The sequence below is a fragment of the Gluconobacter japonicus genome (assembly GCF_002723975.1).
Lineage (GTDB): Bacteria > Pseudomonadota > Alphaproteobacteria > Acetobacterales > Acetobacteraceae > Gluconobacter > Gluconobacter japonicus.
The window spans coordinates 1-21,478 of record NZ_BEWO01000019.1 but is presented as its reverse complement, the minus strand read 5'-3'; the positions used below and the strand labels follow the sequence as shown (position 1 = coordinate 21,478).

22 protein-coding genes, 2 pseudogenes and 1 CRISPR repeat array are annotated in these 21,478 nt (G+C 55.8%); of the genes and pseudogenes, 16 read left to right on the top strand and 8 right to left on the bottom strand.

What is annotated here, in order from left to right; all coding sequences use genetic code 11:
- Positions 1-42 precede the first annotated feature (42 nt).
- Positions 43-618 carry a sigma-70 family RNA polymerase sigma factor gene (locus GJA01_RS11775; RefSeq protein ID WP_082785239.1) on the bottom strand — a complete coding sequence of 192 codons (576 nt, stop codon included), beginning with the start codon at positions 616-618 and terminating at the stop codon, positions 43-45.
- A 127-nt stretch (positions 619-745) separates the two neighbouring features.
- Here GJA01_RS11775 and GJA01_RS11770 point away from each other — a divergent pair, with 127 nt between their 5' ends.
- Both GJA01_RS11770 and GJA01_RS11765 read left to right on the top strand, forming a co-directional pair.
- Positions 746-1,477 carry a response regulator gene (locus GJA01_RS11770; protein WP_062503100.1) on the top strand — a complete coding sequence of 244 codons (732 nt, stop codon included), beginning with the start codon at positions 746-748 and terminating at the stop codon, positions 1,475-1,477.
- A gap of 58 nt (positions 1,478-1,535) precedes the next feature.
- Complete coding sequence (locus GJA01_RS11765; protein ID WP_062503102.1) at positions 1,536-3,347, top strand: ABC-F family ATP-binding cassette domain-containing protein; 1,812 nt, start codon at positions 1,536-1,538, stop codon at positions 3,345-3,347.
- Positions 3,348-3,368: 21 nt separating this feature from the next.
- Here GJA01_RS11765 and GJA01_RS11760 read toward each other — a convergent pair whose 3' ends face one another.
- Positions 3,369-4,358: a Gfo/Idh/MocA family protein gene (locus GJA01_RS11760; protein ID WP_062503104.1), complete on the bottom strand. Its 990-nt coding sequence runs from the start codon at positions 4,356-4,358 to the stop codon at positions 3,369-3,371.
- A 162-nt stretch (positions 4,359-4,520) separates the two neighbouring features.
- On the opposite strand from GJA01_RS11760, the gene secD reads away from it, so the two are divergent.
- On the top strand, positions 4,521-6,062 hold the full coding sequence (secD, locus tag GJA01_RS11755) for a protein translocase subunit SecD (protein ID WP_026017428.1): 1,542 nt from the start codon (positions 4,521-4,523) through the stop codon (positions 6,060-6,062).
- 5 nt (positions 6,063-6,067) lie between these two features.
- Entirely contained in the window at positions 6,068-7,015 is a 948-nt protein-coding gene (gene secF / locus GJA01_RS11750; RefSeq protein ID WP_062503106.1) for a protein translocase subunit SecF, read from the top strand.
- 75 nt (positions 7,016-7,090) lie between these two features.
- On the opposite strand, the gene GJA01_RS11745 is transcribed toward secF, so the two are convergent.
- Both GJA01_RS11745 and mscL read right to left on the bottom strand, forming a co-directional pair.
- Positions 7,091-7,423 carry a hypothetical protein gene (locus GJA01_RS11745; protein ID WP_062503108.1) on the bottom strand — a complete coding sequence of 111 codons (333 nt, stop codon included), beginning with the start codon at positions 7,421-7,423 and terminating at the stop codon, positions 7,091-7,093.
- Entirely contained in the window at positions 7,423-7,881 is a 459-nt protein-coding gene (gene mscL, locus GJA01_RS11740) for a large-conductance mechanosensitive channel protein MscL (protein WP_062503110.1), read from the bottom strand. The genes GJA01_RS11745 and mscL overlap by 1 nt, the downstream gene beginning before the upstream one ends.
- 191 nt (positions 7,882-8,072) lie before the next feature.
- Here mscL and rpmE point away from each other — a divergent pair, with 191 nt between their 5' ends.
- The 6 genes from rpmE to GJA01_RS11710 all read left to right on the top strand — a co-directional run bounded on the left by rpmE (position 8,073) and on the right by GJA01_RS11710 (position 11,746).
- On the top strand, positions 8,073-8,297 hold the full coding sequence (gene rpmE, locus GJA01_RS11735) for a 50S ribosomal protein L31 (RefSeq protein ID WP_007281980.1): 225 nt from the start codon (positions 8,073-8,075) through the stop codon (positions 8,295-8,297).
- 155 nt (positions 8,298-8,452) lie between these two features.
- Positions 8,453-8,935 carry an Hsp20 family protein gene (locus GJA01_RS11730; RefSeq protein WP_099282378.1) on the top strand — a complete coding sequence of 161 codons (483 nt, stop codon included), beginning with the start codon at positions 8,453-8,455 and terminating at the stop codon, positions 8,933-8,935.
- A 212-nt stretch (positions 8,936-9,147) separates the two neighbouring features.
- The gene (locus GJA01_RS11725) at positions 9,148-9,732 is read left to right on the top strand and encodes a DUF1013 domain-containing protein (RefSeq protein WP_010501648.1); all 585 of its coding nucleotides are present in this window, start codon (positions 9,148-9,150) and stop codon (positions 9,730-9,732) included.
- Between the two features lie 162 nt (positions 9,733-9,894).
- The gene (locus GJA01_RS11720) at positions 9,895-10,095 is read left to right on the top strand and encodes a YdcH family protein (protein ID WP_007281975.1); all 201 of its coding nucleotides are present in this window, start codon (positions 9,895-9,897) and stop codon (positions 10,093-10,095) included.
- A complete protein-coding gene (gene purE, locus GJA01_RS11715) occupies positions 10,095-10,619 on the top strand; it encodes a 5-(carboxyamino)imidazole ribonucleotide mutase (protein ID WP_010501649.1) in 525 nt (174 codons plus the stop codon). The genes GJA01_RS11720 and purE overlap by 1 nt, the downstream gene beginning before the upstream one ends.
- Entirely contained in the window at positions 10,616-11,746 is a 1,131-nt protein-coding gene (locus GJA01_RS11710; RefSeq protein WP_062503112.1) for a 5-(carboxyamino)imidazole ribonucleotide synthase, read from the top strand. The genes purE and GJA01_RS11710 overlap by 4 nt, the downstream gene beginning before the upstream one ends.
- Positions 11,747-11,753: 7 nt before the next feature.
- Here the strand turns inward: GJA01_RS11710 and radC are convergent, their stop codons facing one another.
- Both radC and GJA01_RS11700 read right to left on the bottom strand, forming a co-directional pair.
- On the bottom strand, positions 11,754-12,512 hold the full coding sequence (radC, locus tag GJA01_RS11705; protein WP_062503114.1) for a RadC family protein: 759 nt from the start codon (positions 12,510-12,512) through the stop codon (positions 11,754-11,756).
- 124 nt (positions 12,513-12,636) lie between these two features.
- Positions 12,637-12,970: a CRISPR direct-repeat array (repeat unit 29 nt; unit sequence GTGTTCCCCGCACACGCGGGGATGAACCG).
- Between the two features lie 65 nt (positions 12,971-13,035).
- Positions 13,036-13,536: pseudogene (locus GJA01_RS11700) on the bottom strand (JAB domain-containing protein); the annotation flags it as partial.
- Between GJA01_RS11700 and GJA01_RS15780 the strand changes: the two are divergent.
- Genes GJA01_RS15780 through GJA01_RS11675 form a run of 6 tightly spaced genes read left to right on the top strand, consistent with a single transcriptional unit; the run spans position 13,471 to position 20,029 of the window.
- Entirely contained in the window at positions 13,471-13,653 is a 183-nt protein-coding gene (locus GJA01_RS15780; RefSeq protein WP_253783194.1) for a hypothetical protein, read from the top strand. The pseudogene GJA01_RS11700 and the gene GJA01_RS15780 sit on opposite strands and share 66 nt — an antisense overlap.
- A 39-nt stretch (positions 13,654-13,692) precedes the next feature.
- On the top strand, positions 13,693-15,918 hold the full coding sequence (locus tag GJA01_RS11695; protein WP_062503118.1) for an ATP-dependent helicase: 2,226 nt from the start codon (positions 13,693-13,695) through the stop codon (positions 15,916-15,918).
- Positions 15,918-16,838, top strand: a complete 921-nt coding sequence (locus tag GJA01_RS11690; protein ID WP_062503120.1) for a 50S ribosomal protein L11 methyltransferase — start codon at positions 15,918-15,920, stop codon at positions 16,836-16,838. Before GJA01_RS11695 ends, GJA01_RS11690 begins: the two co-directional genes overlap by 1 nt.
- A complete protein-coding gene (locus tag GJA01_RS11685; RefSeq protein ID WP_062503122.1) occupies positions 16,826-17,356 on the top strand; it encodes a GNAT family N-acetyltransferase in 531 nt (176 codons plus the stop codon). Before GJA01_RS11690 ends, GJA01_RS11685 begins: the two co-directional genes overlap by 13 nt.
- Positions 17,353-19,143: an aminopeptidase P family protein gene (locus GJA01_RS11680; RefSeq protein WP_062503124.1), complete on the top strand. Its 1,791-nt coding sequence runs from the start codon at positions 17,353-17,355 to the stop codon at positions 19,141-19,143. Before GJA01_RS11685 ends, GJA01_RS11680 begins: the two co-directional genes overlap by 4 nt.
- A 43-nt stretch (positions 19,144-19,186) precedes the next feature.
- Positions 19,187-20,029 (top strand): transglycosylase SLT domain-containing protein, encoded by an 843-nt coding sequence (locus GJA01_RS11675; protein ID WP_062503126.1) that lies wholly within the window; start codon positions 19,187-19,189, stop codon positions 20,027-20,029.
- An 11-nt stretch (positions 20,030-20,040) separates the two neighbouring features.
- On the opposite strand, the gene GJA01_RS15300 is transcribed toward GJA01_RS11675, so the two are convergent.
- Positions 20,041-20,208, bottom strand: coding sequence for a hypothetical protein (locus GJA01_RS15300; RefSeq protein WP_169925641.1), 168 nt, complete (start codon positions 20,206-20,208; stop codon positions 20,041-20,043).
- A 440-nt stretch (positions 20,209-20,648) separates the two neighbouring features.
- Positions 20,649-21,346: pseudogene (locus tag GJA01_RS15600) on the bottom strand (IS5 family transposase); the annotation flags it as partial.
- Positions 21,347-21,478 lie beyond the last annotated feature (132 nt).

The following is a 21,478-nucleotide window of genomic DNA, read 5'->3' as shown; positions in this document are numbered from 1 at the left end:
TTCTATTTTTCTTGGAAATTGTTTTTTAACAATGAGTTAATCTTAATTTTCCAATGAACTGTCTGTTGCCGTTAGAGCCGCTAACTGGCTTCTGGCGCGAGACACCCTTGCTTTCATGGTGCCAGCAGGAACATTGCAAATACAGGCTGCATCTTCATATGAAAGCTCCTGCGCACCGACCAGGATGATGGCTTCCCGCAGAAGGTCTGGCAGTTTCCAAAGAATTTCCCCGAGATCTGTGATGGCATCTCTTGCGCTTTGCATTGAAGGAGCTTCGGAAGAGACGGGCATATCGAGTTCGAAATCTTGCATGATCTCCTGTTCGCGGGAAAAACGCCTGCGTTGCTCGTAAAAGGCATTTCTCTGAATTGTGAACAGCCACGCCTTGAGCGTGGTTCCTGTTTCGAACTGCGTTTGGGCTGCGAGAGCCCGCACGACCGTATCTTGCACAAGATCATCTGCTGCCGTCGCATCACGGGTTAAAAAACGCGCAAAACCGCGAAGGTCGGGGAGTGTTTTGAGGAGTTCCTGATGGAAGGAAGATCCTCTTTTCTCCTGCGGAGCCGGTAGCGTGCCGGAAACAGGGTTTGTCAGAGGATTGTCCTTCCAAAGGAACATGTGAGGTGCGACCGGATAACGAACACTAGGCGCGTCATGCTGGTCGTGTCATGATTAATCAATTGCCGCAAACGGATAGCTCCTCATAAGGTTTCCGTGCGACCATTCTGCAAGAGGCCAAGAATCCATGACTGACACGGCACGTCAGGAACTTATCGCGGCGCTGCCTTATGCCCGTCGTTTTGCTCGTGCGCTGGCCGGGGATCAGGCGCAGGGAGATCGTCTGGTTGCCAGCGCTCTGAAAGATTTACTGGCTGAAGGAGAAGCAGACCTCCCTGCCCGACTGGCTCTTTATGGCAAGCTTGTGCAGGAATTTTCTCACAAGTCTGCCTTGCAGGCCGGTATGACGTTAACCCAGAGAGCCTTGTTGCTTCTGACGTCTCTAGAGGAGCAGTCACTGGCTTCCGCTGCGCGCGCATTGTCCATTTCTGAAGAAGATGCAGCAAGTGAACTTGGAATTGCCCGTCAGGCTTTGCAGGGGATTGCCCAGACATCAGTGCTGATCATTGAGGATGAGCCCATCATTGCGATGGATATTCAGGATCTCGTTGAACGGTGTGGTCACAAGATTGCCGGCGTAGCTCATACAGAGGCCGATGCTGTCAAATTGGCTGTCGAGACAAAACCAGGTCTGATACTTGCCGATATCAATCTGGGAGGCGGTGGAGACGGTATGCATGCTGTCGGTCGTATCCTTAAAACGCATGAAACCCCTGTTATTTTTGTAACGGCCTATCCCGAGCGTCTTTTGACTGGGGAAGCGCACGAGCCTTCCTTTGTGATTACGAAGCCGTTTGAGCCGTTGGCTCTGGCTGTTGCGACGTATCAGGCTGTAACAGGTGGCGTAGAGCCGGTTTGAGTTGAAAACAGGAATTGGGAGCCTTGCGGGCTGACGTCTCCTGCGACACATAGGAGGCATGTCGGCACCCATCCTCCTTCTCCAGAATATTACCTACACTCTTGGCGGACGCCCGCTCCTTGATGGAGCGGAGCTTGGCGTCCTGCCGGGAGAACGTATTTGCCTTGTCGGGCGGAACGGCTCGGGCAAATCCACGCTCCTCAAAATAGCGGCGGGTGATATCATCGCTGACGACGGAACGCGTTTCGTTCAGCCAGGAGTGAAGGTCCATTATCTGGCCCAGGAGCCGGATCTTTCTGCCTATCCTTCTACATTTCATTATGTCGCTGACGGTCTGGACGAGACAGAGCATTATCGTGCCCGCGCCATGTTGTCCGAACTTGGCATGACAGGTGACGAAGGGTGTGAGCGGCTTTCAGGCGGTGAAGTGCGTCGTTGTGCTCTTGCCCGGGCGCTGGCGGCTGAGCCGGACCTGTTGCTTTTGGATGAACCGACCAACCATCTTGATCTGCCAACAATCACATGGCTCGAAAAAGAACTGGCTGCTTCCCGCTGTGCCATGATTGTCATCAGCCATGACCGTCGTCTTCTGGAAACGCTGTCTCGCAGTGTTGTCTGGCTTGAGCAAGGTAAGACGCGCCGTCTGGACCAAGGATTTTCGCGCTATGAAACCTGGCGCGACGAGGTTCTGGAGCAGGAAGAGCGTGATGCTCACAAGCTGGATCGCCAGATTGCCCGTGAAGAAGACTGGATGCGGTATGGTGTAACAGCTCGGCGAAAGCGGAACGTGCGCCGCGTGGCTGAACTTGCGACATTGAGAAACAACCGTCGGGAAATAGCTTCGCGCGGCACTGGTACGCTCCGGATGGCTGCTACTGAGGCCGACGGAGCCGGAAAAATCACGATTGGCGCCGAGAATCTAGGGTGGTCTTATGATGACCGGCAGATCGTCAACAACCTTGATCTCAAAATACTTCGTGGGGACCGACTTGGGCTGGTCGGGGCGAATGGTGCTGGCAAAACGACACTTATTCGACTGCTGACGGGGCGAATGGCTCCTCAGGAAGGCTCGGTCTATATCGGACCGTCTGTTGCTATGGTGACGCTGGATCAGCAACGTGAAAGTCTTGATCCCACTAAAACGCTTTCTGATACCCTGACGGGAGGAAGCGGCGATATGGTCCAGGTCGGGACTGAAAAGCGGCATGTTATTGGGTACATGAAGGACTTCATGTTCCGGCCCGAGCAGGCTCGTACGCCTGTTGGCAAGCTGTCGGGTGGAGAGCGTGGCCGTCTGGCCCTTGCGTGCGCTTTGGCCAAACCATCCAGTCTTATGGTGCTGGATGAGCCAACCAACGATCTTGATCTGGAAACGCTTGATCTGCTGCAGGAGATGCTGGCTGATTATGCGGGTACGGTTCTGCTCGTCAGCCATGACCGTGATTTTCTGGACCGGGTTGCGGGCTCCGTTCTGGTGTCAGAAGGGGATGGTCATTGGATTGAGTATGCAGGTGGATATTCTGACATGCTGGTTCAACGACGTGGCGAAGCCCCTGCTGAGAGAAGTGTTGACGAGAAGTCGTTCGTTAATCCTGACCCTAAAAATATCGTAAAATCAGAAAAGAAGCAGACAAAGCTCAGTTATAACGACAAGCGTGCACTTGACCTTCTTCCCGGAAAAATGGCCAAGCTGGAGAAAGAGATCGTTACGTATAGAGAAGCTCTGGCCGATCCTGCTCTCTACACGCGCGACCCTGCCAAATTTGCGAAAATCAGCGATGCTCTTCAGGCCGCAGAAAATGCTCTGACAGAGGCTGAAGAGCAGTGGCTGGAGCTGGAGGTCAAGAAAGAAGAGTTGCAATCTCAATGAGTTGCTAGTGTAATTTCAGGTCTATTCCATCGCAGGGATAAGACCTGAAAGCTCCATGGTTTTGCGGGAAGCATGAATGCTTTTCGTGACGCAGATCGCGGCATCCAGTGCCCGGATGCCAGCCTGTGCGTCTACGAGCACCGGAGTGCCTTCGAGGCATGAGGATGCAAAAGCCTGATGTTCGACGGTCAGATTATCATGATCGTTCCAACTGATGGCTTCTCGTCGGAAGCCTCCGGTACCCGGAAGCGGCAGGCCGCGTTCCCGCCCGATAAAGCTCAGTTTGCGCTCCATGAAGTCAGCAGACAGGTATCCATCTTGTGAGAAAAGTCTCATACGACGTTCTGTTTTCAAGGAAATTCGACTTGCGGTAATCGTGGCGACGCAGCCGTTTTCAAAACGGACACGCGCATTCGCAATGTCTTCATGCTCGCTCGAAACCGCTGCACCGATAGCGTCAATGGCGGCGATGGGGCTGTCTACAATCGCCAGAACGAGATCGAGGTCATGGATCATCAGGTCTAGAATGACTGAGACGTCTGTGCCGCGTGGTTTGAAGGGCGCGATGCGGGTGGCCTCGATGTAGAGGGGTTTTGTGATCCGTTCTGTAATGGCTTTGTGTTCTGCGGAATACCTAAGCAGGTGACCGACCTGAAGAACCTTCCCTGTTCTCGCTGCGATTTCTGCCAATTGGTATGCTTCATCCAGTGTTGCTGCGATCGGTTTTTCCACCAGAACATGACGATCAGCTTCAAGCGCCTCGCTGGCGAGTTTGAAGTGATACTCGGCTGGGGCTGCGATGATGACGGCTTCGACATCCGCCAAAAGTGCTTCGTAAGTGGGGGCAACCGCACATTTTGCTTCACGGGCAACCAACGCCGCCCTAGCGGGGTCAGGGTCGAAGAGCGCCACTAGATGTTCAGCCGGATTTGCCGCTGACTTGAGAGCGTGAAACCGCCCGAAATGACCGGCACCGACGATGCCGACCCGAAGCTGTCGCCGAGTGTTCATGCGTGACAGGATTACCAGCCCGCTGCGCCTTCGCAAAGGCGTCAGGTCCGGAATGGGCGAACAATGTTGGTGAAAGGTTGCATCGGCATTGCGGAAGCGGCATGGTCCCGCGCAAGAAACTCGAACCGTCCAAACCCGCCGAGGACATCTCGACCCGTTATGATGTATTACAGCCGGCTCAGACTGCTGGGTGTCGCAGGCGTTTGCCTGATCGGCCTCCTGCTGTGTCTGCCCAATTTCATGCGTGCCCCCACGCCGTCCCTGCCCTGGCGGCAGATCCATCTTGGCCTTGATCTTCGAGGTGGGTCATACCTGCTTCTTCAGCTTGATCTGAAGTCTCTTGAGCATGATCGTTTGCAGTCCCTGCAGGATCAGGCACGTCAGACCCTTCTGGATAAATCTCTCGGTTACCGGGATTTTCAGAAGGACGATCAGACGGCCAGTCTCAGCTTTGCGCCGCGTTCAGATGATGAGCGTGCTGCAGCATTGAAGACCATGCAGGATCTTCCGGTTGTTGTGCCGGATGAGTTCCATGTCACAGAAGCGAATGGTCGTATTGTCCTGACGCTTCAGCATGACGCCATGCTGGCCCGGGCCCGCGATGCTGTGGCTCAGTCCATTGAGATCGTGCGTCGTCGTATTGATGCGACGGGTGCGATTGATCCGAGTATTGCCCGTGAAGGTGATGACCGGATTGTCGTGGAACTGCCGGGCGTGAGTGATCCGGAGCGGATCAAGACCCTTCTGGGAACGACTGCTCGTCTGACTTTCCGTCTGCTAGCGCCCAATCCCAGCGTCGCAAGCCCAGGCTCAACGATGCTTGAGGATATCAGCACGCACTCTCAGGTTGCTGTTCAGGATCATGTCGATGTTGATGGAACAGATCTGACGAACGCTGGTGCTGTCATTGATCAGCAGAGTGGTGGTTGGGCTGTCACGTTCCAGCTTAACAGTGCTGGCGCGACGGCTTTTGCGAACACGACCCGCGCGAATGTCGGCAAGCGATTTGCGATCGTGCTGGACAACAAGGTTATTGAGGCACCGAACATCATCAACCCGATCACGGCTGGAAGCGGCCAGATTACGGGTGGATTTGATGCGCATAGTGCGTCTGACCTTGCCCTTCTGCTGCGGGCTGGCGCCCTTCCCGCTCCGCTCGCCGTTATTGAACAGCGGACGATTGGCCCGAGCCTTGGTGCAGCCTCTATCCATGCTGGTATCATCAGCCTGGGTGTGGGCTTCCTGCTGGTTGTTGTATTCATGGTGCTCTTCTATGGGCGCTTTGGTCTCTATGCTGATATCGCCCTGTTTGCGAACCTGATCCTGATGGTGGCGATCCTCTCGCTGTTCCAGGCAACGCTGACGCTGCCGGGTATGGCGGGTATGCTTCTGACACTGGGTATGGCGGTGGATGCCAATATTCTGATCAACGAGCGTATTCGTGAGGAAGTGAAGCGTGGTCGTGGGCCGTTGCAGGCTCTTCAGGCCGGGTTCGAACGCGCGACCAGCACGATCGTGGATAGTAACGCCACGGCGTTTCTGGCCCACGTCATGCTGTTTGTGTTCGGTACGGGGCCGGTGCGAAACTTCGCTCTGACCATCACGATCGGTATCGTGACGACCCTCTTTACGACCCTGCTGCTGTCACGCTTCCTTGTCGTGCGGTGGTATGCCCTTGCCCGTCCCAAAGAACTGCCGGTCTGAACGTCATGCTGTCACGTCCCCTACTCCGTTTTGTCCGTGACGATCGGCGCATCAATTTCATGCGCGGCCGTCACATGGGGCTTATCGTTTCGGCGGTTCTCTCCATTGCGTCTGTTATTCTGTTCTTTCAGCCGGGTTTGAAGCTTGGTCTGGATTTCCGGGGTGGCATCATTGTCGAAGCTCAGACGCCTGGTGCGGCTGATTTTGGCAAACTGCGCTCTGCTCTGGAAAAGGCAGGTATCCATCCGGACGCCGTGCAGGCTTTTGGTTCTCCGCGTGATGTGCGTATCTCGATTAATGCACCTGAAGGTGCTGACCGAGAGGCTCAGACGCAGAAGCTTGTAGATGGCGTCAAGACTGCCATCTCCGCTGCTGAGCCTGGAACGCAGGTTTTGCGGGCGGATGCTGTTGGTGCTTCCGTGTCTTCCGAACTGTTCCGGGATGGTCTGCTGGCGCTCGGTTTCAGTCTTGCGATGATCCTGGCTTATATCTGGATCCGCTTTGAGCGTGAGTTCGCCATCAGCGCGGTTGTTACGCTCATTCTTGATCTGACGAAGACAGTTGGTTTTCTGGCCATCACACGTTTCGAATTTGATCTGGTGATGGTGGCAGCCCTGCTGACGATCCTGGGGTATTCAACCAACGACAAGGTGGTGGTTTATGACCGGATCCGAGAAAATCTGCGCAAATATCGCACGATGCCGCTGCGGGAGCTTCTGGATCTTTCCATCAATGAGACGCTGAATCGTACACTTGGAACGTCCATGACGGTGTTTCTGGCGGCTCTGCCTCTGGCGCTGTTTGGCGGAAGTACCCTGACGGGTTTTGCGACTGTCATGCTGTTCGGTATTGTGGTCGGGACGTCTTCTTCCATCTTCATCGCAGCGCCACTCCTGCTGCTGATGGGTGAAAAGCGCCTGCGTAAGGGGAGCTCCACTCCCGAAGCGGAATGAGCGTTTCTTGAGAATGTTGAGACAAAAAAACCGGCTCCATAAGGGCCGGTTTTTTTGTTTCAGAGGTCTGGCTGTTTAACTCGAAAAGCTGCTCAGAAGTGCTGCAATTGCAGCATCCGCCTTTCGGTTTTCCGCAGATGTCTGAGAGCGCATCGCATTCAGAACGGCTTTTTGGGCATCATGATCCAGAGAGATCAGCTTTGGAACATTCCGGGCGGTAATTCGCCCTCCCATCAATGCTCCGCGCGCCATGCCGTGAGCCATGAGATAGGCATATAAACGGGCATTTGGGGATGGTGGCACGCCTTCCATCGGGCGTGCCACGCATCCTGCAAGCAGGCCTGTCATCAGAACAAAAGTGCTCATTCTTTGAATGAAGGTCGTTCCGGGAAAGGCCTGCCGAGACATCAGGACGCCTTGCTGGCGAGGATGTCGCGGATTTCCGTCAGAAGGACTTCTTCCTTTGTGGGTGCTGGCGGAGCTGCTGGAGCAGCTTCTTCTTTACGGTGCAGCTTGCCGATGAGGCGCACGACCCAGAAGATGAAGAACGCAACGATCAGGAACTGGATAACGGCATTCAGGAAAACGCCGACGTTGACGGTGACAGCACCAGCTTTCTGGGCTTCTTCAAGGGTGTCCTTAACCGGTCCTTTGAGGGTGATGAACAGGTTGGAAAAGTCAACACCGCCGGTCAGAAGGCCGATGAATGGCGTCAGGACGTCCTTGACGGCGCTGTTCACAATGGTTGTGAACGCTGCACCGATGATCACGCCGACGGCGAGATCCAGAACATTGCCGCGCATGATGAATTTCTGGAAATCGCTGACCCAGCCCGGAGTGTGCAGGGCGTGTTTCGTTTCGCTCATAAAAAACCTTTCTTGGGGGAGCCGCAGAGACGCGGTTGCAGGCCTGAAAAGTTATGCCTGCATCAACCCAGAAATAAACGGACTCAGGCGATCCCGTAAAGTCTGCTTTCATCCTGTAGGACTTTCCGTTATACGCGCCTCATGATTCGCTCCGGTCGGTATCGGAGCTTTCTTTCTGGAGTAGAGAATTCATGAAATCCGGCATCCATCCCGACTACCACGAAATCACCGTCATCATGACCGATGGCACCGAATACAAGACCCGCTCCTGCTACGGCGAGCCGGGTGCCACCCTGCGTCTGGACGTTGACCCGAAGTCCCATCCGGCATGGACGGGTGTGCAGCGTATGCTCGATACCGGAGGCCAGGTTGCCAAGTTCAACAAGCGCTTCGCTGGTATCGGTACCCGCAAGTAAGCTTGTCTGCCTCCATGCGCGCCTCTTGAAGCGTCGCAGGACAGGTACCATCTGGAATATCGGTCATGACGCCTTTCGGGTCGTGACCGATAGACCAATCGCGGTTCGCCTCTTTGGGAACTGCACCAGATGAACCCTGCCTTAAGGAGGTTTCCATGTCTTATGACTTTACGCCGTTGTTTCGCAGCGCAATCGGCTTTGATCGTCTGGCCCGCATGGCCGGAAATGCTGCCAATGCTCAGGCTATGCCGAGCTACCCCCCTTACAACATCGAAAAAACGGCAGAGACGGATTACGCGTTGACCATGGCGCTTGCCGGGTTCGGTCCGGAAGATGTTGAGGTGCTTCAGGAAGACAACACGCTTGTCATTCGTGGGAGGGTGCCTGAAAGTAATCGGGAGCGGGAGTGGCTGCATCGCGGAATTGCGACGCGTGCGTTCGAGCGCCGGTTTGTGTTGGCGGATCATACTGAGATTGATGAGGCTGAACTGCGGAACGGATTACTGACGATTGTTGTTCGGCAGGTTGTGCCGGAAACTGCAAGGCCACGTCGTATCCCCATTGTTACTGCGGCATCGTCTCAGACGGTCTCGCGTGAAGCTCAGCATTGCCATATTGAATCACATCAGGCGGCATGATGACGGAAGGCAGGGCTGCTTTTTGTTAAGCTCTGCCTTTTCGACCTTGACCGGAGGCCGGATGGTGCCCCATATCGTTTCCATTATCGCCGCGCATCCAGCAGGTGCCGCGATTATATCCCGAGCGGGCTTTCAGTTCTCCTCTCCGGGTACGCCAATCGGTGCCTGCGCTTTCGCGGGCCCCTGAAGCGCCCCACAAGGAACGCACTGACATGACTCTGCCTTTGATGCCCAAGGCCACGGCCGTCTGGCTGATCGAAAAAACCGGCCTGACATTCACACAGATTGCTGAGTTCTGCGGCATGCATCCGCTTGAAGTGCAGGCGATTGCTGATGGCGAAGTTGCTGCCGGCATCAATGGCTACGATCCAGTCAAGAATCACCAGCTTTCCGAAGCTGAAATCAAGCGCTGTGAAGCCAACCCTGACGCCAAGCTCAAGATTCTGTCTTCCGGAAGCCCGGTCAAGCGCCGTGCCAAGGGGGCCCGCTATACGCCGGTTGCGAGACGTAACGATCGGCCGGATGCGATTGCGTTTATCCTTCGTCAATTCCCGCAACTCACGGAAGCCCAGATCGTCAAGCTGCTTGGCACGACGAAGGATACCATCATCAAGGTGCGTGATCGCCAGCATTGGAATAGTGCCAACATCAAGCCCCGCGATCCGGTTATTCTTGGGCTGTGCACGCAGATGGATCTCAATGCTGCTGTGTCAGCGGCTAATGACCGTCTTGCGCGTGAGGGACATACCCTGCCAGTTGTCAGCGCGTTTGACGCCCACGAAGACGAAGCTCTCTAAGTCAGACGATGGGGATGCAGTGCCGGATGGGGCTGCATCCTTTTTTATTGGCATGGGCTGGAAACAACCTCTGCCTTTTTGCCTGTGATATGGAGACATGATGGTGGACGGAACGACTTCAGTTCTCCATCATGCCCAGACAGAGTTCCGGGACTGACAGCGATGATGACTGACAATAATGCCATGCTCAGACGCCTCCACGAACTGCGGAGCGAGCATCGCGATCTTGATACAGTCATTGAGCGTCTGGTGGACCATCCCCTCAACCAGCTCCAGCTTCAGCGCCTTAAAAAACGCAAGTTGCAGCTTAAAGACGAGATTTCCTGGATCGAGACCCGTCTGATTCCGGATAACATTGCCTGATGAGCCAGATCCTTTCTTCCAGCGAGACCCTTCAAGCCGAGAGCGCCGTGCGCGTTGGCGTCATCATGGGAAGCCAGTCTGACTGGGAAACCATGAGGCATGCCTGCGATATCCTGGATGAACTCGGTATCGCCCATGAACGTCGGATTGTCTCCGCGCACCGTACCCCTGACCGCCTTGCCGACTATGCCCGGACGGCCCGGAGCCGTGGGTTGCATGTGGTGATTGCGGGCGCTGGCGGCGCGGCCCATTTGCCGGGTATGTGCGCGGCGTGGACGTCTTTGCCTGTTCTGGGAGTTCCTGTTGAAAGCCACGCCCTGAAGGGACAGGACAGTCTTCTGTCCATCGTTCAGATGCCGGGTGGTGTGCCTGTGGGAACGCTGGCGATTGGCAAGGCAGGCGCGAAAAATGCTGGCCTTCTGGCCGCCTCCATTCTGTCTCTCTCTGATCCTGAACTTGCGGCGCGGCTTGACGCATGGCGCGGTACGCAGACGGCTGCTGTCGCGGACGTACCAGTCGAATGACAATGCAGACGAATGCTGTATTTGAGCCGGGGAGCACGGTCGGGATTATTGGCGGAGGGCAACTCGGCCGCATGTCAGCCATGGCTGCGGCCAAGCTGGGTTATCGCGTTCATATTCTGAACCCTGCTCCGACGAGTCCTGCAATCGAGGTTTCGGCTTCTGCGACTGCTGGCTCGTATGATGATCCAGCGGCTCTCGAAGAGTTTGCATCCCGTTGTGATGTCATCACATTTGAATTCGAGAATATTAGCGCCGCAGGATTATCGCTTCTGGCGAAGCATCGGCCTGTTCGCCCTGCAGGCGAAATCCTCCGTGTGAGTCAGGATCGTATTCTGGAAAAGACGTGTCTGGCCGAAGCAGGGATTGCACTTGCTCCCTGGAAGGCAGTGTCTGGCCCGCAGGACCTGAAATCTCTGGAAGAACTCGGTTTCCCTCTCATTCTGAAGACCACGCGTTTTGGGTATGATGGCAAGGGGCAGTTCCGCGTTGAGAGTGCGGAAGCGCTTTCTGCACTGACAGATCTTCCCTACCCTCTCGTTGCCGAGAAGATGATTGATTTCCAGCGTGAGCTGAGCGTCATGGTTGTGCGTGGTATTGACGGGACCGTGCGGTGTTTTGATACGGTCGAAAACCGTCATCGGGACGGTATTCTGGACGTCACTCTCGCACCAGCCCGGATTATGCCTGATGTGGCTGAGGAAGCTCAGGCGATCGCGATGAAAATTGCGATGGAACTGGATCTTGTCGGCATCATGGGGGTGGAGTTGTTCCATGGAGCCGATGGTCAGCTTCTGGTGAATGAAATTGCCCCTCGCCCGCATAATTCAGGGCACTGGACGATGGATGCGTGTTTGATCGACCAGTTTGAGATGCACATCCGCGCTGTGACCGGGTTACCTCTACCGCCTGCACGGCGTCATTCAGATGCCGTCATGCACAACCTTGTTGGTCCGGAAGATATGGCGCGCGTGGCGGGTATTCTGGCAACGGATGGCGCATCGCTTCATCTGTACGGAAAACGTGAAGCACGACCGGGCCGGAAGATGGGGCACGTTAATACGATTTTTCCTCGTGGCGCCCTGCCGGGTGAACTGGCGCTGGAAGGTCTGTTGCCTCCACGAGGCTAAAGCAGTTCTAGAGCAGGCCTGTACGCTGAAAGCTGGTGTGCCGGCCATTTCCGATAATGAGATGGTCTGTAAGTTGAATGCCCACCACTTCCAGCGCAGCCTGAACCTGCTGGGTCATCTGGATATCGGCCTGTGAGGGCGTTGGATCGCCGCTAGGGTGGTTGTGCACCAGAACGAGAGAGGTTGCTTCTACCTCTATAGCGCGTCTGGCCACTTCTCTTGGATAAACGGGGGTATGGTTGACGGTCCCGCGGGCCTGAGCCTCATCTGCAATGAGGCCTTGCTGCTCGTTGAGAAAAAGAATGCGGAATTGTTCAATATTCTCACGGGCAAGCCGGGCTGTCAGATAGTCGAGCAGCTTCTGCTCACTATCGAGCAAATCGGCCGTTGGTAACCGTTCCCGGTTATACCGGAGCGCTGCTTCCTGCAGGACGCGGATCATGGGAACCATGTGGTTACCCATGTCCCTGATGCCTGCAAGTTCCCGATTGCTGGCGGAAAGCAGGGCTGCCACCGAACCAAAGCGTTCCAGAAGTGCTGGAACGAGGGTGTCCACTTTTTCTTTACGGCCCGTAAAAATCTGAACGATCAGGCGTAACAGAGTGTCATCGTCCAGGCGCCGTCCCCGTCCGCTCAGAAGGGCAACAGGGGGCGGAATATGCTCGTTGTTTGTCGGCTGTGGGTTGATGGAAAATGGTACGGTTTGGAAAAGGATTTTTCCTGAGTATTCAGCAAACCCATCATCAGAGGCCGGAGCATTAGTCATTTGTTTTTCTGGCACTGTAAGGCGAAGAAGATCAAGGTAGCATCGGCACTCAAAAAAGCTTAAAAAATCGGTAGATTTTTCGAGGGCTGTTTTTCCTTTGGAAAACAGCTATCTAACAGGAAGAGTGTTCCCCGCACACGCGGGGATGAACCGTATCCGCCGTTACTCAGAGCGGCAAAAGTCCAGTGTTCCCCGCACACGCGGGGATGAACCGTCCGGCCATTTTATCCCCTCGGTTACAACCGGGTGTTCCCCGCACACGCGGGGATGAACCGAGTTGTTATCTGTTGGGTTCCAGCCCCAAGATGTGTTCCCCGCACACGCGGGGATGAACCGATTGCCAATCTGGATGCGGTTGCTAATGCGGCGTGTTCCCCGCACACGCGGGGATGAACCGCTCTGATACGTGCCAGCCTGATCTCCGTAGGGGTGTTCCCCGCACATGCGGGGATGAAATTTACAGGAGGCCTTCCTGTCTGAGGCTGCTGAGAGTTGTTGTTTGGGTGCTGATAAGGACATCATGCAAAACAATGGAGAGTGGCCTGAGAGCGTTTTCCAATGTTCGTGCGGCTGTTGAGAGGGCTGGTGCTCTCAGGGCGGGCTGGACGTGTACGCCGATGATGGCTGTAGCGTGCAGAGCCAGGGCGCGAATGGCGATGGCGCGGTTCAGGAAGGTGATATCTTCTTCTGGCGGAGCTGCTTCATCCGCGAGGAGCCGGTTTCGGTTATCCAGATAGAGAACGCGAAGCTGTCCGGCGACTGCGCTTTTCAATGCTGTTTCAAGGTACTCTGTCAGTTGGGGCCAGTTTCCCAGAACCGGGCGTTCCTGGTGTTCCGCTGAAGCGAGGCGTTCTGCGGCGACTGATGGTAGGCGAAGGGCGCGGATGGTATCGTCGTTCAGGCCGGCATTTCGCAGATCGCGCGTTGGCGCACGGAAGACGTTGATGAGGCTTCCGAAGTGGCTGATGAGGCCCTTGGCAAGAGGTTTCGTGTCCTTGCGCGGGATACCCAGAAACAGCAGCATTTCCAGAAGTTCGTAATCCGCAAGGGTTTCGGCACCGTTGGTTTCCACGCGGGTTCGCATCCGGGCGCGATGCCCCTGCGGCCCAGTACCGCGTGTCAGGTCAATCCGGGAAGATGATGTGTTGGCCATAGGAGCATCACACTCTATATCGGGAGTGTGCCGCAAGACCCTCTCATCCCCACACCCGAGTATCTCTCCCGTCTGAACCCGGAACAGAGACGTGCCATCGAAACAACCGAAGGCCCTCTTCTGATCCTTGCCGGTGCAGGAACGGGAAAGACCCGCGTTCTGACGACGCGTTTTGCCCATCTGCTTTTGACTGGCCGCGCGTATCCGAGCCAGATTCTTGCCGTGACCTTCACCAACAAGGCGGCGCGGGAAATGCGCGAGCGTGTTGGGGCGATCCTTGGCGAGCCGGCCGAGGGGCTATGGCTTGGCACGTTCCATGCCATCTGTGCGCGGATGTTGCGGCGGCATGCGGAATATGTGGGCCTGACGAGTGGGTTCAATATTCTGGATACGGATGATCAGCTTCGTTTGTTGAAGCAGATCATGGAGCCGTTTCGGCTGGATACGAAGCGTTGGCCGCCGAACCAGCTCATGGGGATTATCCAGCGCTGGAAAGATCGTGGTCTGACGCCGGATCGCGTGACGTCTGCTGAAGATACCGATTTTGCCAATGGGCACGCGCTGGCAATCTATCGGGCCTATCAGGTGCGGCTGCGGGAACTGAATACCTGCGATTTTGGCGATCTGATGCTGCACATGGTGGAGATCCTGCGGTCCCAGCCGAACGTGCTGGCGCAGTACCACCGCATCTTCCGCTATATTCTGGTGGATGAGTATCAGGATACCAACACGATCCAGTATCTCTGGCTGCGTCTGCTGGCAAAGCGGGAGCATGGTCCGTCCAACATTGCCTGTGTGGGCGATGACGATCAGTCGATCTATTCCTGGCGTGGGGCTGAGGTTGAAAACATTCTGCGGTTCGAGCAGGATTTTCCTGGGGCGGCAGTTGTAAGGCTGGAACAGAACTATCGTTCGACGGCGCAGATCTTGGCTGCTGCTGCGGGACTGATCGCGCATAATGAGGGTCGTCTCGGCAAGACGCTTCGTCCCGGGCGCGAGGATGCGCAGGGCGAGAAGGTACAGATCATCGGTGTTCGGGATTCCGATGAGGAAGCCCGGATTGTCGGCGGAGCGATTGAGCGTCTCCATGCCGATGGGCACCTCTTGTCCGAAATGGCTATTCTGATGCGGGCCGGTTTTCAGACGCGGCCCTTCGAAGAGCGCCTGATGACGATCGGTGTTCCTTATCGGATTGTCGGCGGTCTGCGGTTTTATGAGCGTGCGGAAATTCGGGACTGTCTGGCGTATATGCGGGTTCTGTCGCAGCCTTCTGATGATCTTGCGTTCGAGCGCATCATCAATGTTCCCAAACGTGGTGTGGGTGCTGTCGCGGTGCAGAAGCTGCATGGTCTGGCGCGCACCCTGCCCGGCCCGTTGACGGCTGCTGTTCTGACGCAGATTGAACAGGGCGCGCTCAAGGGAAAGTCCAAGGAGGCTCTGACCAGTCTGATGGAAGCGTTCCAGCGTGCGAAAGCGACGCTGGAGACGGAAGGTCAGGTTGTCGCGGTTGAACAGCTTCTGGAAGAGAGCGGTTATCTTCAGATGTGGCGTGATGATCGGTCTGTGGAAGCACCGGGGCGTCTCGACAATATCCGTGAACTTTTGCGTGCGATCGGTGAGTTTGCGACGCTTGAAGGTTTTCTGGAGCACGTGGCGCTTGTCATGGATACGGAAAGCGAGACGACCGACGATAAGGTCAGTCTCATGACGTTACATGGTTCCAAGGGGCTGGAGTTCGATACGGTGTTTCTGCCCGGTTGGGAGGAAGGCGTTTTCCCGTCTCAGCGGTCTCTGGATGAAGGCGGGAACCGGGCGCTCGAAGAAGAACGGCGTCTGGCCTATGTTGGGCTGACGCGGGCGAGGCTTCGGGCCATCGTTGTTCACGCGGCCAGCCGGCGGATTTACGCGAACTGGCAGGCTTCGATGCCAAGCCGGTTCATCGAAGAAATTCCGTCCGAATACGTTCAGACGAGTGGCCAGTCTCTTGAAAGTCGGCGGCAGGCTGCAGCAGCGCCTTCCATGTTTGCGTCCGGGCCTTTTACGAGCACCCGTCCTGCTGGGATGCATCAGGCCCCTCGCCCGCGCGTCACGGATATGCAGCCACAGGCCAATGTTCCGGTTGGGGCGACGGTTTTTCATCAGAAGTTTGGCGAAGGCACCGTGATTGCGGTGGATGGCAGCCGACTTGAAATCAACTTTGAAAATGGCGGCATTAAGCGCGTCATGGCAAATTTCGTGGAGATCAGATCGTGATGGCACCCCGCAGCATTGGCCGACGCCATGCCAGTGCGCTTGAAACCCTGTCCATTACGGTGGAGGAGGAATACGTTCCTCTCTTCGAGCAGGTTCTGATGTGCGTCTGTGAGACCGTTGGTATTTTCGAGGCTGATGACGAGCAGAAATACTGGCGTCTCGAAGGTGTCAAGGACATTGGCTATAAGGAAGACGAGCTTGAAAGCGCGTTGGCTGTGGCTCGCCTTCTGACGGGATGTGACGCTGAACTTGTTCGGGAAGCGACCGAGGCGGAGGGCTGGCTAGCGCGGACGTATGAGTCCTTTCCGCAGCAGAATGTTGGCAAGCGTTTTGCCATTCGGGGCACGCATCTGCATGGTGCCCCGGACCAGTCCCGCCTGACCATCACGCTGGATGCGGGTATCGCGTTTGGTTCGGGTGAGCATGGCTCGACGCGGGGCTGTCTGCGCGCTCTGGAAATGGTGGCCTACCGCAAGCCTCGGCACATTCTGGATATGGGATGTGGATCGGGCATTTTGGCCATGGCGGCAGCCAAGCTGCTGCATCGTCCCGTTCTGGCGGTTGATATTGAGCCATGGTCTGTTCGGACGGCGAAGACCAATGCCCGGTTGAATGGCCAGGGTAATTTGCTGGATTGCCGCTTTGGCAATGGCTGGAATACCAATCAGGTGCGGGTCAAGGCGCCGTATGATCTGGTGTTTGCTAATATTCTGGCGCGTCCGCTTTGCCGGATGGCACAGTCTCTGGCTCTGAATCTTGCTCCGAACGGTACCGCTATTCTGGCGGGTCTGCTCTACACACAGGCCAATATGGTTCTGGCGGCACATCGCCGTCAGGGGCTCGTTCTTGAGCGGCTCTTGCGTGAAGGCGACTGGGCGACGTTGATCCTTCGTAAGCGAGGCTTACAATGGTGCTCGTGATCCGAGACGTTCAGGATGAGGACCTGCCTGCAGTTCTGCGGATCACAAATCATGCGATTGCCCATACGGATGCTTTGTGGATCAGCACACCATTCACGCTGGAGCAGCGTCAGAAATGGGTTTCGGATCGTCTGGCTCAGGGGTTTCCGGTGTTCGTGGCTGTGAGCGAAAACGGAGACGTTTGCGGATATGCTTCCTATGGGGCTTTTCGCGCTTTTGAGGGCTACGCCAAGACGATCGAACACTCAGTGTATGTGGATGTCGAGCATCAGGGGCGAGGTCTCGGGCGCATGTTGTTGGCCCGATTGATCGATCATGCCAGACAGGCCGGTTTTCACGTCATGGTGGCCGGTATTACGGCTGGTAATGAGGCCTCGGTTGCCCTTCATCGCCAGTTTGGTTTTCAGAACAGCGGTATCTTACCTCAGGTGGGACGAAAAGGTGGACGTTGGCTCGACCTTCTCTTCATGACGCTCTGCCTTGAGGCAGTATTCGAACCGGAAAAGGATATTCCATGACCGTTTCTTCCATTCCCCTGAATGAGCGCCCTGCCCTTGTTCGCAAGGCTTGTGAAGCTCTGGGAGTTTCAGGCTTCATTATTCCTCGTGGAGATGAATATCTTGGGGAATATGTGGCCCCCTGCTCTGACCGTCTTGCTTGGCTTACAGGCTTTACGGGAAGTGCGGGTCTTGCAGTTCTTTTGCCGGATGCAGCGGCTGTGTTTTCCGATGGTCGTTATACGGTTCAGATGGAAGAGCAGGTTCCGCATGAGCTATGGGAGCGGCGACACGTAACGTTGGAGCCAGCGGCGGATTGGCTGGCAGAGAAGGCAGCCGGTTTGCGGGTTGGCTACGATCCGAAGCTGGTCAGTCGCTCCATGCTGGCCGCATGGGCTGCGCCGGGCGTTGAACTGGTTCCACTGACGGTTAATCCGATTGATCAGGCTTGGACGGATCAGCCTTCCGCTCCGGCGAGCACTATTGTTGAACAATCGCTGGCGCTTGCAGGGGAAAGCAGTACGAGCAAACGGGAGCGTCTTGCTGCATTCCTGATGCGTTCGGGTCAGGATGCCGTTGTGCTCGCGGATTGTACCTCTATTGCGTGGTTGCTGAACATCCGTGGGAATGATGTGCCCCTCACCCCTGTAGCGCACGGCTATGGTATTCTTCATGCTGATGGCAGGGCAGAACTGTTTGCAGATCCTGCTCGCCTTGAGAGCGGTCTGGTCGATGTTCTAGGTGCAGATGTTGCAGTCTATACGCCGGAGCTGCTTGAAGAGCGTCTGAGTACGCTGGCGGGCAAGGATGTTCGGCTTGATCCGGTGACGACGCCGGTGTGGTTTGAAACGACCCTGAAAGCTGTTGGCGCCAAGGTTGTGGATGGTAATGATCCGTCCACCTTGCCCAAGGCCGTCAAGAACAGTGTGGAGCAGGACGGATCACGCCGGGCGCATAAGCTGGACGGGATTGCGATGGCGAGGTTCCTGCATTCGCTGTCTAGCTCAGCAGCCGGTCAACGTGAGACGGATCTGGTCGACCGTCTGAACGGCTTTCGTGCCCAGTCTTCTGATTATCGGGAGCAGAGCTTTGACGCGATTTCTGCGGCGGGACCGAATGGCGCGTACCCACATTATCGTGCGGAAGTCGGCAAAGACCGGGTTCTGGCGCAAAACAGTGTGTATCTGATTGATAGCGGTGGTCAGTATCCGTTCGGGACGACGGATATTACCCGCACGCTATGGATCGGGCCTGATGCCGCTCCGCAGAGCATTAAAGAGAATTTCACGCGTGTTCTGAAGGGCAATATTGCGCTTTCGCGCGTGCGCTTCCCACCCGGTACAACGGGGCATCGTCTGGACACTCTGGCGCGTGCTGCGCTGTGGGAAATCGGGCTGGATTACGATCACGGGACGGGTCATGGAATTGGCAGTTATCTGTCAGTTCATGAAGGGCCGCAGAACATTTCCCCTGCCCCTCGGCCAACGGCCCTGGAAGCGGGTATGATCGTTTCCAATGAGCCCGGATATTACGAGCCGGGTAGGTATGGCATTCGTATTGAAAACCTGATGCTCGTAAAGCCATCAGCTTATCATGGCGCCAAGGGTGGTTTCCTCGAGTTCGAGCTCTTGAGCTATACGCCGATTGACCGCGAACTTATTGATGTGACGTTGTTGGATGATGCTGAACTGGCGTGGCTGAACGCCTATCATGCTGAAGTTCTGACGCGTGTTGGACCTGATGTTGAAGCGGATGTTTTGGGTTGGCTTGAACAGGCCTGTGCGCCTGTGCTGAGAAATAACGCCTGATCTGGTAAGCGTTTCTTCATATTTGCCGGTCATATAGAGCATTATGACCGGCAAAACGCTTCTCCTGCTCTTCTGCATTGTTCTGGGCTTGCCGAAATTGGGGCATGCTAATGACTGGGATGTGGCGGGCGCTGTTTGTCACGAGGCGGTTGCTGATGCCGAGCGAAATACAGCTATTCCGTCTGGATTGTTAAACGCTATCAGTCGTGTGGAAAGTGGTCGCCGCGATCCGCTGTCGGGTCAGGTCGTAGCATGGCCTTGGACGGTCAATGCCGCAGGACGGGGATATTTTTACGGTTCAAAAGCAGAAGCTGTTGCCGCAGTAGAAGAGTTTCGGCGGGCAGGAATCGTTTCGATTGATGTAGGGTGTATGCAGATCAATCTGCATCACCATGCTGACGCGTTCGCTTCGCTTGAAGAGGCGTTCGATCCGTTCAAAAATGCTCGTTATGGAGCCCTGTTTTTAAGAAATCTTTTCAGTCAGTTTCACGCTTGGCCTGCTGCAACTGCGGCCTATCATTCACTGACCCCTTCTTTAGGTGCTGAATACGAACAGCATGTGATGGCGGTCTGGAATGGAAAATCTGATACGTATCGACCCCCTGACTTCCTGCCTCAGGTTGTCATGACAGGCGCAGGCCCCAGGGTCATTATGCCGGAATCAACATGGCATTCGCCCAGCCAGAGCCAATATTCATATCCTCGTCCAATTCCGGCTCCGCAGAGAATTCAGGGGGGAGAGGTGGCTCATGTCGTTTATGGCCCCCCACCTCGTGTCATCAGGCGACCTGAAAACTCTGGAAGCAATGTGTCTGGCGCAGGCCGTGGCCGGGACCTGATGTCTTACAGGGCTGCACCTGTCCGGCTGGCCTGGCGCCAGAATTAGAAAAACCGATGTCAGTTATTGGGGGCTGTCCACCGGTTCTGCTTATAGCCTGAATACGGCCCGGGTGTATCCCCCTGGCGCCAGTGCGTTCGGTCTGTCCGATCATGGTAGTGATGGTCGACGCAGGCTGTCAAAGACAGGGCAAGCAGTACGGGCCCCAAGAGCAGATGGAACCTCATGATGTTTCTCCGTTAAAGGCCGGCCGGATATAAGCAGGCCGACGATAACGTTTCATCCGGTTCAATGTTGCGGGGGAAAACCTGTCAAAAGATGATAGAGATAAAGCATCAGGCGATAAAGCGCCTTTAAGAGTTCCCAGAGATCGCGAAAGACCTCGAACGGATTGAAGTTTCCACCGAAAGACAGCGCGAATTATTCCTTGGAAAATATATTTCGTAGTGGTGCTTTAGAGAGTGGAATTGGCTCTATCGCGCCGACTTGTACAAAGTTTGCTCGAGACAAGATATCGCACCACAGTTAATTGGCTTTGCTATAAGCTGGCTAGGATACCCCATCAAGACATTTCGTGTGACTCTTAGGTCATGTTGACAAAAAATCTGATCCAGAGCTTTGCGGCGGCGAGATTGAGGAAACTCATGAAGGACAAGGCGGTCTTGTCGTAGCGCGTCGCGATACGGCGCATCTGCTTGAGTTTGTTGAACATCCGCTCGATGCGGTTGCGTTCCCTGTAACGCCACCAGTCTGTTTTCTGTGGAGCACTGCGGCTTTTGCGTGATGGAATAACCGGCAGGATCCCGTGGATCAGCAGATCCTGGCGGAAGCTGTCACTGTCATAGCCCCGATCAGCCAGCATGGCTTTGGGGGGCGGGACAGACAGCTTCATCAGGGCGTCTGTGGCTTTGTAGTCCGAGACCTGGCCTCCGGTAAGGACAAAGCCAAGAGGGCACCCCTGATTGTCACATCGGGCATGGATCTTGCTCGTAAAGCCGCCGCGTGATCGACCAAAAGCCTCCGAATGAGCCCCCCTTTTGCGCCCGTAGCCTGTGAATGGGCACGGACTACGGTACTGTCGACCATATGCTGCCAGTTATCGGTCAGGCCGAGGTCTATCAGGGTTTGCAGCAGAGCATCCCACACCCCCTGCTCAGCCCAACGCCGGAACCGGACATAGACCGAGTTCCATTTGCCGTAGCGCTCATGCATGTCCCGCCACGGACAGCCTGTGCGCAGAACATGCAGCATACCATTGAGAAACAGGCGATTGTCTCCAGCTGGTCGAGCCCAACGTCCGCGCTCAGGCGGCAGAAGCGGACCAATCATCGCCCATTCCTGATCCGTCAGATCGCCTCGTGCCATGCCCGCTCCACCGTACCGTCTGCGTTGAAGCAACCAGTGAATCAGATCTCAGGATGAGTGTATAGACCTTTTGTCAACGCGACCTAGTGTTAATTTGTTAGCCTTTAAGAGAGGTGGACCCGTCCGTTCGAA